Source organism: Micromonospora sp. DT46, assembly GCF_049841735.1.
GTDB lineage: Bacteria > Actinomycetota > Actinomycetes > Mycobacteriales > Micromonosporaceae > Micromonospora > Micromonospora reichwaldensis.
Map to the genome: position 1 here is coordinate 21,276 of NZ_JBNCKW010000006.1, position 12,166 is coordinate 33,441.

A 12,166-nucleotide genomic window follows, 5' to 3' on the forward strand; every position below is an offset into this window, starting at 1 on the left:
GATGGGTGACGGTCCCACGCGGACCGTCACCCATCGTCGTTTCTTACGGGTGTGCGACCGACCGGATGCGTGCTGTCACATCGGTCGGTCGGGTGAGCCGGGTGAAGCTGAACGGCCACAGGGAGACGTCGACCCCTGTCGTTCCCCTGTTTTCTGTTCTAGGTTCACGCTCGTCGGGTCGGTTCGATGGACGTCGCATCGATGAAGGCCGACCGGCTCCCTCCTCCCCATGCCCGAGAAACGGAGCGGCATGAACAGAAATCCGCAATCCGGGTCGCGTCGACGCCTGCTCGTCGCGCTGCCCGCCATCGCCCTCGCCGCCTCGTCACTGACCGTGACCGGCGGCGCGGCGGCGGCGGAACCCGGCCCCGCCCGAGCCACGATCGGGGCGGACGAGCACTACATCAACTACGCCGAGCCCGCCGTCCAACCGGACAGCAGCGGCCGCGAGGTCAAGGGCAAGGGCGGCGTCTACGCCCCGGCGGTCGAGGACGCGCGCGCCTTCGACCGCAAGTACGCCCGCGGCAATCCGGTCGCCGCCGGGCAGCTCGCGAAGCACGAGGCCAAGTCGATCATGACGGGCAAGAGCCCGCGGCAGATCAAGAAGGCCCCGAGCACCCAGACCGCCAAGCTGCTGACCCTGCTGGTGGAGTTCAACGACCAGGCCAACGACGACTTCACCGGCGTCATGGTTCCCAGGACGGTCTTCGAGGACCGGACCTGCGTCCCCGGCACCGTGCAGAACGGGCCGAAGCACAACAAGATCCCGAACCCGGCGAACCTGCCGCACGAGGACAACAACTCGATGTGGGTGCCGGACTTCTCGCCCACCCACTACGACAAGATGCTCTATTCGAAGAAGGGCATCACCGAGCGGGTCCGCAAGGACCTGAAGGGCCCCGACGGCAGGCGGGGCGTCGACCTGACCGGCCGCACGATGCACAACATGTACCTGGAGATGTCCAAGGGCGCGTACACGGTCGACGGGCAGGCCAGCCCGTGGGTCACCGTGCCGCACTCCGAGGGCTGGTACGCGGCCTCGCGCTGCTTCCAGGACGAGAACGGCAACTGGGTCCCCGGCCGCCAGCAGTCGATGAACGGCCACCCGGACAACCCGCAGGGCGCGGGCCGGCTCGCCACCGACGCGATCGGCGCCCTCGCGCAGGCGGACCCGAACTTCCCGTGGGCCGACTACGACATCGAGGACCAGGGCGACCGCGACGGCGACGGCAACCTCTTCGAGCCGGACGGCGTGATCGACCACCTGGTGCTGGTGCACGCCGGGCAGGGCAAGTCCCGCGGCGGCGGCGCCGAGGGCACGTACGCCGTCTGGGCGCACTCGTCGACGGTCACCGGCGGCTACACCATCCCCGGCACCAACCTCCAGGTCTCGAACTACATCGTGCAGCCGGAGGACGCCGGCGTCGGCGTCTTCGCCCACGAGTTCGGCCACGACCTGGGCCTGCCGGACCTCTACGACACCTCCGGCAACGCCGACTCCGACGTCGACTTCTGGGACCTGATGGCCTCGGGCTCGCACTCGGGTGAGATCTTCCAGGCGCTGCCGACGCACATGGGCCTGTGGGACAAGTGGGTGCTCGGCTGGGCCGACCCGCTGACCTTCGCGCCCGGCTCGAAGCCGCGTGCCGTCCAGCTCGGCCAGACCTCGCGGACCCCGCGCGGCACCGAGGACGGCATCAAGGTCGACCTGCCGGACAAGGTGATCACGCTGGCGACGCCGCACAGCGGCGCGAACATGTGGTACTCGGGCGCCGACCAGGACTGGGCGGACGTCAAGATCACCCGTCAGGTGGCCGTGCCGGCGGCGGCCGACGCGAAGTTCTGGATGTGGAACAACTACGTCATCGAGGCCGACTGGGACTTCGGCTTCGTCGAGCTCTCCACCGACGGCGGCGCCACCTGGACCGAGCAGAAGGTCTACGACGCGGCCGGCAACCTCGTCACCACGAACGACGGCTACGCCGACCCGAACGGCCGGATGGTGGACTTCGGCAACAAGAAGTACGGCCTGACCGGTGACACGCACGGCTGGCGGCACGACTACGTCGACCTGTCGGCGTACGCCGGGCAGACCGTGCAGGTCCGGCTCCGCTACGCCACGGACGAGGCGTTCGCGGAGCGCGGCTGGTTCGCCGACGACTTCTCGGTGACCGGCGGCGGCGCCACCACGTGGAGCGACGACGTCGAGGGCGGGGCCAACGGCTGGACGGCGACCGGCGGCAGCTTCGTCGACACCACCGGCCAGGGCTGGCACATCGACACCGGCACCTCGACCCAGGCGCACTACTACCTGGCCGAGTGGCGCAACTTCGACGGCTTCGACAAGGGCCTCAAGTACACGTACGACACGATCTACTCGCGCGACGCGTGGAAGGTCGACCGGGTCTCCTACAACGCCCCGGGCATGCTGGTCTGGTACCGGGACACGGAGCGGGGCGACGTCAACCACACCACGGCGCAGATGACCGCGCTGCCCAGCTACGGCGCCAAGGGCGGTCTGCTGATCGTCGACTCGCACTTCGACCCGTACCGCCGCAAGGGCGAGGCGGCCGTGAAGGACCCGTCGGTGCTGGACAACCTGCCCAGCCGCCCGCAGTCCGCGAACGCGGCCTTCTCGCTGAAGCCCACGTACCCCTTTAAGGAGTGCCTGGAGGCGGCGGACGAGCCGTACAGCGAGTACTGCACCAGCTTCGGTCCGCAGGCGCCCGTGAAGGGCTTCACCGACGCGAAGACCTGGTACCCGGGCATCGAGATGCGTGACGGCTCGCCGTACGCGCGGGACAACGACGCCTCCGTGGTCATCCCGTCGAAGGGCAACGCGCCGTACACGACCCGGGTCACCAACCCGGACGGTACGCCGGCGACGTCCTACTACGGGGTCAGCCTGGGCAGCGGCATCGTGCTGGGCACCGGGAACCCCGGCGACCAGGGTGTGTCCTACGGCGTCACCATCACCATCAAGCGCGCCGCCCGGGACAACTCGTACGCCACGGTGTACGTCACCCCCGCGAGGAACTGACCCCAGGGTCGGCCGAACGGAAAACGGGCGGGGCCCGTCCGGAGAGCATCCGTGCTCGCCGGGCGGGCCCCGCCGCGTGTACACGTCGCCGACGGTCGTAAAGGCCCACCGGACCACCCGTGGGACGGCCGACGGGCACGTCGCCGCCCACTTTTCCGTTACGCGATCACGCTTATCGAAAACCGTCTCTTTGTCCCCAGGTGGGGCCGTTCGCGCTGCTCACCGTGTTGGTGAACGGCCGGGATGTGACGGTGAAAAGCATTCCCAACAAAACTTTGCAACAAATCGACGCACGCATCTTCCCACCGGTCACACGAGTGTCTATGTTCACCATTGGTCCCACTAGTGGGATCGGTAGCACCGGCCCGTACCCCCGTTGGGCCGGTTCCCTCAAACCGGAGGTACCACGTGCGCAAAGTCGCAGTGGGTCTGCTCGGGCTTTCGCTGACGGCGACGGGACTGGCGTTCGGTTCGTCCGCCACCGCCGCGCCGCAGCCGAAGTTGCCGACGGCCGCTCCGTCGGTCGCCGAGCCAGCCCATGTCGACCACGACCTGCCGAACCCGCTGGAGGACAAGCGTCGCGCCCTGCGCCAGGAGGGCCTGAGCGACGTCCTCTCCGGCCGGGCCAAGCCGCAGAAGGTCAACGGCAGCACGGTCGTCAAGGTCGGCAAGACCCAGGCCGAGGGGGCTTCCGCCCGCTCGACCCGGGCCAACGCCGCCACCCAGACCGAGGACCAGTACGTCGAGCTCTCCCGGGAGAAGACGGACCGGATCTTCGTCATCCTCGCCGAGTTCGGCAACGAGCGGCACCCGAGCTACCCGGACCAGGACACCGACCCGGACACCGCGGGTCCGACCCGGTTCGACGGGCCGCTGCACAACGAGATCCCCCAGCCCAACCGGGCGGTGGACAACTCCACGGTGTGGCAGGCGGACTACAACGCCGACTACTACCGCAAGCTCTACTTCGGCACCAACCCCGGTGACGAGTCGGTGAAGCAGTACTACGAGGCCCAGTCCTCGGGTCGCTACAGCGTCGACGGCACCGTCACCGACTGGGTGAAGGTGAAGTACAACGAGGCCCGGTACGGCCGCTCCGGCGGCTACCCGTGCGCCTCGAACGTCTGCACCAACACCTGGGCGCTGGTCCGCGACGCCGCCAACCAGTGGGTCGCCGACCAGAAGGCCGCCGGCCGCACCGACGCCCAGATCGCCGCCGACCTGTCGGCGATGGACCAGTGGGACCGGTACGACCACGACGGCGACGCCAACTTCAACGAGCCGGACGGCTACATCGACCACTTCCAGATCGTCCACTCCGGTGGCGACGAGGCCGACGGTGACCCGCACCAGGGCGAGGACGCCATCTGGAGCCACCGCTGGTACGCCTTCGCGTCCGACCAGGGCTCGACCGGCCCGTCCGGCAACCCGGCCGGCGGCACCCAGATCGGCAACACCGGCATCTGGATCGGCGACTACACCATCCAGCCGGAAAACGGTGGCCGGAGCGTCTTCTACCACGAGTACGCGCACGACCTCGGTCTGCCGGACGACTACAACGTCACCAGTGGTGGGGACAACAACAACGAGCACTGGACCCTGATGGCCCAGAGCCGGCTCGGCGCCAAGACCGACGCCGGCATCGGTGACCGTGGCGGCGACCTCGGCGCGTGGAACAAGCTCCAGCTCGGCTGGCTCGACTACGAGGTGGTCGTCGCGGGGCAGAAGCGGACCATGACCCTCGGCCCGCAGGAGTACAACAGCGACGAGGCGCAGGCCGTCGTCGTGGTGCTCCCGAAGCGTGACTACACGTTCGAGCACGGCGCGCCCTTCGAGGGCAGCAAGCAGTTCTTCTCCGGCAACGCGGACGACCTCAACAGCACGATGACCCGGACCCTGGACTTCACCGGGAAGTCGTCGGCCGCACTGTCGATGAAGGGCCGCTACAACATCGAGGCCGACTACGACTACCTGTTCTTCGAGGCGTCGCTGGACGGCGGCCAGTCCTGGGTGACCCTGCCCGGCACGGCCAACGGCCAGCCGCTCAAGGAGATCTCCGCCGGTCGCTACGCGCTGGACGGCAGCAGCGGCGGCGAGTGGGTCGACGTCAACATCCCCATGGACGTGGCGGCGGGCAAGGTCGCGCAGTTCCGGCTGCGCTACCAGACCGACGGCGGCGTCTCCGAGGGTGGCTTCTACGGTGACGCGATCACCGTGACGGCCGACGGTCAGACCGTCCTCTCCGACGGCGCCGAGACCGGTGCCGCGGGCTGGACGCTCGCTGGTGGCTTCGAGACCGCCGAGAAGAGCTACACCAAGGCGTACGACAACTACTACATCGCGGGCACCCGGCAGTACATCTCGTACGACAAGTACCTGAAGACCGGCCCGTACTTCTTCGGCTACTCGAACACCCGCCCGGACTACGTGGACCACTACGCGTACCAGGAGGGTCTGCTGATCTCCTACTGGAACACCCGCTGGGCGGACAACGACACGTTCGCGCACCCGGGTGAGGGTCGCAACCTGATCATCGACGCGCACCCGCGGCCGATCTACAACCTGACCGGCCAGCCCTGGCGGTCCCGCGTCCAGGTCTACGACGCGCCGTTCAGCCTGAAGAAGGCCGACTCGTTCACGCTGCACCTCAACAGCCAGCCGCAGTACATCCGTGGCCAGGCGGCGCAGCCGCTGTTCGACGACACCCAGCAGTACTGGTTCCCGGAGCTGCCGAACCACGGCGTCAAGCTCCCGGCCACCGGCACCAAGATCAAGGTCCTGGAAAAGGACGGCAACAACACCAAGATCCGCATCTCCTGATCGCTGATCCCGCACCACCAGCACCACGCGATGCCCGGGCAGGTCACCTGCCCGGGCATCGCCCTTTCCGCCACCCACCGACCCGACGGCCAGGCGGCACGGTGGCCCCAGCGCCGCCAGCCGGGGCGGGGAGTCCCGCGAGCGATCCCGACCACGACGTGGGTCGGCGTCGGGGGTGACCGGCACCGGGGTCCTAGGCTGTCTGCCATGACCGAGCAGCGCGGCGGGCCCGTCGACGAGTCCTGCGTCCTCACCGAGGGGCCGTGGACGCACCGGTTCGTCGGCGCCAACGGCAGTCGCTTCCACGTCGTGGAGGCCGGCACCGGCCCGATGGTGCTCTTCCTGCACGGCTTCCCCGAGCACTGGTGGGCCTGGCACGAGATGCTGCCGGCCGTCGCCGACGCCGGCTTCCGGGCCGTCGCGGTCGACCTGCGCGGCTACGGCGCCAGCGACAAGCCGCCCCGTGGGTACGACGGCTACACCCTCGCGGCCGACGTCGCCGGGCTGATCCGGGCCCTCGGCGAGCGCTCCGCCACCGTGGTGGGCACCGGCGTCGGCGGCATGATCGCGTGGACGGTGGCCTCGTTCCACCCGTCGTTGGTCCGCCGGCTGGTGGTGCTCGGCGCCCCCCACCCGCTGCGGCTGCGGGCCGCGATCTTCGCCGACCCGCGCGGGCAGTTCGCCGCCGCCACGCCCACCCTGAAGTTCCAGCTGCCCCGCTACGAGCACGTGCTGACCCGCGACGACGCGGCGGCCGTCGAGGAGATGCTGCGCCGCTGGGGCGGGCCGCGCTGGGTCGAGGGGCCGGGCTTCGAGGCGTACGCCCAGCGGTGCCGGGAGGCCATGCGCATCCCGCAGGCGGCGTTCTGCGCCCTGGAGGGCTACCGCTGGGCGTTCCGCTCGGTGCTCCGCCTGCACGGCTACCGCTTCGTCCGGCTGATGCAGAAGCCGCTGATCACGCCGACCCTCCAGCTGCACGGCGCGCTCGACGAGGCTTCCCTGCCGCGTACCGCCCAGGGCTCCGGCCGGTACGTGGTCGCGCCCTACGAGTGGCGGCTCCTGGACGACATCGGGCACTTCCCGCACGTGGAGGCCGGCGACCTGGTGCTGGGCGAGGTCCTGCGCTGGGCGAAGTCCTGAGTCAGACCCGCTGCTCGCGCAGGTCGGCGACCTCGGCGGCGGGCGCCCAGCCCTGGTAGACGCCGAAGTCGAAGACCTCCAGCCCCATCGCCCGGGCCACCGGCCAGCGTCCGCCCGTGTACTCCACCCGCAGCCAGCCGTCGTGCTCGCCGAGGACGATGAACGGCTGCCCCTGCCAGGTGCAGGTGGTCCGCACGTACGCCAGGTCGTCGAGCTCGGTGGCCGGCAGCACCCGGACGTAGCGGCCGGGGCGGATCTCCTCGAAGCCCTCGCCCGGCTCCGGCTGGTAGAGCCGGACGTCGTCGCCGTCCGGGCTCGCCTGGTACTCCCGGCCCTTCCAGCGGGCCACGTAGCCGTCGCGCGTCACTGCTCACCGACCTGTCGCCACCGCAGCGCGTCCGTGTCGAGGATGGCAACCACCCGTTCGGTGCCGTCCGCGCCGATCCGCCACAGCTGCGCGCCGTGCGGCAGCCGGGCGCTGTCCACCTTGAACTCGGCCACCACGTCGCTGCTCTCGCCCGGCGCGAACCCGTTGCCCCGGAACGGCGGGCGCTCGATGACCCAGCCCTCCATGGCCCGCATGGCGGCCTCGTTCTGCCCGCCGTACGGGATGCGGTAGAGGCTCGGCCGGTGCGCGGGCCAGCGCAGCACGTAGATCTCGCCGGCGTCGCGGGCGAAGGGGGAATCCGGGTAGCCCAGGCCGAGCGCGTCGTGCAACTGGGCCGGGGTGTTGAGGTGGGCCAGCTCGCCGGCCCGGTGCACGAAGCCGGAGACCCGGTCGTAGCCCCGCTCCAGGTAGTACGCGAGCTGGCTGGGCGCGACCGCCTTCTGCATCACGATCGGCCGCGCCGGGTCGGGCGCGGGCGGGGCGTAGCGGGGGCGGCTCACCGGTTCCTCGGCGGCGGGCGGCTCGGTCTCGATGTCGTCGCCGAGTCCCACCTCCGCCGCCCAGTTGGCCAGCCCGACGATCTGCTCACCGGGCAGCTTCGCCCCGACCGGGGTGCCCGGGTTGACCGCGAACGACCAGGACTCGTCCGGCCAGCGACGGATCAACTGGACGAACTTCACCTCGATGGTCTCGACGGTCGCGTCGGTGTGGTCGGCGAGCCGCTTCGGCGAGGTGTGCACCACCACGAACGTCTCGCCGTCGAGTTCCTCCGTACGCCAGACGAAGCCGGGCTCGCCGGGCCGGCTGCCCGGCGCGGAGTCTGCCGCCACCGGCAGCAGCACGCGGGCCAGCAGCAGGGTGGACAGGAAGGTGTCGGTACTGCCGGCGCCGGCGGCGTCGAGCAGGTTCTCCTCGACCTCGTTGGCCGGCTCGAAGACGACCGGCACGGGACCGGCACCCGACGACACGTCCGCGCTCCCGGTCAGGGGAGCGGTGACCGGCTCGTCGGCGACCGGCGGACCGGGGTCCTCCGCCGGCCCGGCGTCGGGAACGCCCTCGTCGGTCGCGTCCCCCTGTCGGGGGGCGCCGTCCGTCGCCGGTGCGGGCGCGGCGACGCTGGTCGGCACCGTCGGATCCCCGGACCACGCGTCGGCGGGCGGCCCGGATCCGAGGGAAACGGTCGGGTCTCCGGGCCACGCCGCGTCGGCAGGCGGCCCCGGATCGAGGGACACGGTCGGGTCCAGAGACACGGTCGCGTCGCCCGACGACACGACCGGCTGCGTCCGGTCCAGGGACACCGTCGGGTCCAGAGACACCGTGGCATCGCCCGACGACACGACCGGCTGCGTCCGATCGAGAGACACGGTCGGATCCAGGGACACGGTCGCGTCACCCGACGACACAACTGGCTGCGTCCGGTCCAGGGACACCGTCGGATCCAGGGGAACCGTCGCATCGCCCGACGACACGACCGGCTGCGTCCGATCCAGGGACACGGTCGGATCCAGGGAAACCGTCGCGTCGCCCGACGACACGACCGGCTGCGTCCGATCCAGGGACACGGTCGGATCCAAGGAAGCGGTGGCGTCGCCGGACCACGACGGGGCGGCGGACCGCACGGTGTCGGCGGGCGACGACGGGTGGGCGGGCGCGGGCGGTGCGGGGTCGGCGGTGGCGGCGGTCACCGGTTCCCGGCGGCGCCGGACCGGCTCGAACAGCGAGACGGTCTCCTCGGCGGGTGGGGCCGACTCGGGGGCAGGAGGTCCGGTGAGGTCCCGCGACTCGATGACGGTGCCCTCGATGACGATGGGCGTGAACCCGCGACGGGGGGCGGGTGGCCCGGAGACCGGTTCCGCGTCCGCCACCGGCTCCGGCCCGACCGGCTCGGGGGTGGTCTGCCGGCGCGGCAGCGCCTGGGTGAGGTCCTCGGCCGGCTGCGGTCGGTCTGCGCCGTACGCCGGTGATGGCGGGCCGGGATCCGAGGCGGGGGCCCGGAGGTCCCGGGTGGCGTCCTCGCCGGGCCCGCGCGGCGGCAGCACCTGCGTGGCCTCGCCTTCGGGCATCGCGAAGGCCCGGGTGGGCTCCCCGCCGGGCGCCGCGAAGGCGTGGGTCGGTTCCGCGGTCGGCGACGTGAAGGCGTGGGTCGGCTCACCGGCGGGCACCGTGAACGCGTGGGTCGGTTCCGCGGTCGGCACCGCGAAGGCGCGGGTCTCTTCCGCGGTCGGCCCAGTGAAGGCGTGGGTCGGCTCGCCGGCAGGCGTCGTGAAGGCGTGCGTCGGTTCCGCTCCGGCCGGGGCGCTCGGGATCGGGTGGGTCGCCTCCCCCGGTACCGGCTCCCCGAGCGGCCGGCGGCGGGGGAACGGCTGGCTGCCGGGTGCGAGGCGGGACGGCGGAACCGCCCGCTCGCCCGAGCGCAGCGCCTCCTGCCGGTGCGCGGCCGCGCGACCGGAGGCCGGCTCGAAGAACGACCGGTTCGGCCGCTCCGGGGCCTCCCCGGCCGGGCGACCGTTGGTCGACGGCGAGGGGTGGGCGTCGGGCGTCGGCAGGCCCCTCGGGCGCTCGGTGAGCGGCGCGGGGCGCGGCGGCGGGAGCCGGTCGGGGGCCGCCACGGCGTCGAACCGGGCGGGTCCGCCGGCCGTCGGGTCGCCGCGCCGCGCATCCAGGTGGTCCGCCGGGGGCGTGGGCGGGACGAGCGGGTGGGCCGGGCCGGGTCGGGCGGGTGCGGGGATCCGGCCGGTGGCCGACGCGGCCGTGGGCTCGGGCCGGAGCGTGCCGTCGGGCCGGGCCACACCGGTGGTCGGCCCGGTCGCCGGCCCGCCCGACGTGTCCTGACCGGTGGCCTGGGCCCGCGCCCGGGCGGCCGTCTCCACGCGTTCCAGCCGGGCCCGCGCACCCATGGTGCGGCCGGGCAGCCGGACGTCGCCCCGGGAGAGCTGGGCGACGAACCAGGCCGGCAGGTAACCCTCGATGGGCAGCCCGGGATTGACCGCCAGCCACCACTCGTGGTTGGGCCAGCTGTCGGACAGATCGGCGTACGAGATGCGCCGGACGGCACCGCCGTGCTCGCCGAGACAGGCGCGCACCGCCGCACCGGAGGTGAACGCCAGCACGTGGGTACGGCCACCTGTGCTCCAGGTGCCCCAGCCCACCGGTGCCGTCCCCGCGAGCGCCTCGGCGGAGACCGGCAGCAGCAGTTCGGTCCGGGCCAGGACGCGGAAGTAGAGCTGTTGGTCGTTGGCGCGTAGCGCGTCCCGCATCGCCGCTTCGGCGTCGGTGGCCGGCTCCCACTCGGTCACGGCCACCCCTCCTCCCGCGCACAGGCCATAGGTATCGCGTACAACCTACAAGGTAGAAGCAAGATCACAATCGCTGGCCGGCGGCGGTGCGCCCGGGGCCGCCACAAGCGCTAACATCCCGTTCCGGAGTCGACACGATACGGAGGCGGTCGATGTCCCGGTCCCCCTCACGCCCGCTCCTCGCCGCCCTCACGACGGCGTTGCTGACGGCCGTCCCGGCCGCCCCCACGATCGCCGGCCGCCCGGCCGGGCCCGCCCCCGGCCCGGTGCCGGCCGGCTGGTCCGCATCCGCGCCGACCGCCGCGCGTGCGGCCCCGGGCTGCGCCTCGCCCCTCGCCCCGGTTCGGCCGGTGTCCGCGCGCCCCTGGCCCCAGCAGCGGTACGCCCCGGAGCGGCTGGCACCGCTCGCCACCGGCACCGGGGTGACGGTGGCGGTGATCGACTCGGGGGTGGACCGGCGGCACCCGCAGCTGGCCGGCCGGGTGCTCGACGGCACCGACCTGCTCGACCCGGGCGGCGACGGCCGCCGGGACTGCGCCGGCCACGGCACCGGCGTGGCGAGCATCATCGCCGCCACCCCCCGCGACGGCACGGCGTTCCGGGGGCTGGCCCCGGGCGCCCGGATCCTGCCGGTACGGGTCAGCGAGCAGCAGGTGGTCGAGGGGCGGGAGTCGGGGCGCACGGTCAGCGCCAGGGACTTCGCCCGTGCCGTCCGCTGGGCGGTCGACCACGACGCCGACGTGCTCAATCTCTCCGTCGTCCTGTACGCGGACGACCCGGCGGTGCGGGCCGCGATCGGCTACGCGGTCGACCGGGACGTGGTCGTGGTGGCCGCCGCCGGGAACCTGCACGACGCCGGTGACCCCCGGCCCTACCCGGCCGCGTACGAGGGGGTGCTCGGGGTGGGCGCGATCGGGGCGGACGGGGCACGGGCACCGTTCTCCCAGACCGGCTCGTACGTCGACCTGGTCGCGCCGGGCAGCGACGTGCTGATGGCCGCCCCGGGCGAGGGCCACCACCGGGCCGAGGGCACCAGCTACGCGGCGCCCTTCGTGGCGGCCACCGCCGCGCTGCTGCGCCAGTACCGGCCGGAGCTGACCGCGGCGCAGGTGGCGCAGCGGATCGTGGCGACCGCCGATCCTGCCCCGGGCGACGGTCAGGGCGGCGGGTACGGCGCGGGGGTGCTGAACCCGTACCGGGCGGTCACCGAGACCGGGGGTACGTCGGAGCTGGCGCGCCAGGTCAGCGCGCTCGCGGACGACCGGGCCGAACCGGCGGTGCTGGCGCAGCGGGCCCGCCGGGCGGCGGCCCGGGACCGGGCGCTGCTGGTGGCGGGGGCCAGCGGGGCGGTGGTGGCACTGGCGGCGCTGCTGGCGCTCGTCGTGCCACGCGGGACCCGCCGCCGCTGGCGGCCGGCCGACCCCGCCTGACCCGGCCGGTGGTCTACGCCCGTCGCCCCGCCTGACCCGGCCTGCGGTCTAC

The 12,166-nt window shown here is 72.6% G+C and carries 6 protein-coding genes; 4 read left to right on the top strand and 2 right to left on the bottom strand.

From position 1 onward, the window contains the following. Positions 1-250: 250 nt before the first annotated feature. From ACLQ20_RS17205 to ACLQ20_RS17215, 3 genes are all read left to right on the top strand, one after another. Positions 251-3,040, top strand: a complete 2,790-nt coding sequence (locus ACLQ20_RS17205; protein WP_425856500.1) for an immune inhibitor A domain-containing protein — start codon at positions 251-253, stop codon at positions 3,038-3,040. A 423-nt stretch (positions 3,041-3,463) separates the two neighbouring features. Next, complete coding sequence (locus ACLQ20_RS17210; protein ID WP_425857202.1) at positions 3,464-5,860, top strand: immune inhibitor A domain-containing protein; 2,397 nt, start codon at positions 3,464-3,466, stop codon at positions 5,858-5,860. Between the two features lie 207 nt (positions 5,861-6,067). Further along, the gene (locus ACLQ20_RS17215) at positions 6,068-7,000 is read left to right on the top strand and encodes an alpha/beta fold hydrolase (protein ID WP_132232074.1); all 933 of its coding nucleotides are present in this window, start codon (positions 6,068-6,070) and stop codon (positions 6,998-7,000) included. 1 nt (position 7,001) lies between these two features. On the opposite strand, the gene ACLQ20_RS17220 is transcribed toward ACLQ20_RS17215, so the two are convergent. Together ACLQ20_RS17220 and ACLQ20_RS17225 are read right to left on the bottom strand one after the other, a co-directional pair. Further along, entirely contained in the window at positions 7,002-7,367 is a 366-nt protein-coding gene (locus tag ACLQ20_RS17220) for a hypothetical protein (protein ID WP_101413782.1), read from the bottom strand. After that, complete coding sequence (locus ACLQ20_RS17225) at positions 7,364-10,684, bottom strand: SseB family protein (protein ID WP_425856504.1); 3,321 nt, start codon at positions 10,682-10,684, stop codon at positions 7,364-7,366. Before ACLQ20_RS17225 ends, ACLQ20_RS17220 begins: the two co-directional genes overlap by 4 nt. Before the next feature lie 152 nt (positions 10,685-10,836). Between ACLQ20_RS17225 and mycP the strand changes: the two genes are divergently transcribed. Next, complete coding sequence (gene mycP, locus ACLQ20_RS17230; protein WP_425856507.1) at positions 10,837-12,114, top strand: type VII secretion-associated serine protease mycosin; 1,278 nt, start codon at positions 10,837-10,839, stop codon at positions 12,112-12,114. Positions 12,115-12,166 lie beyond the last annotated feature (52 nt).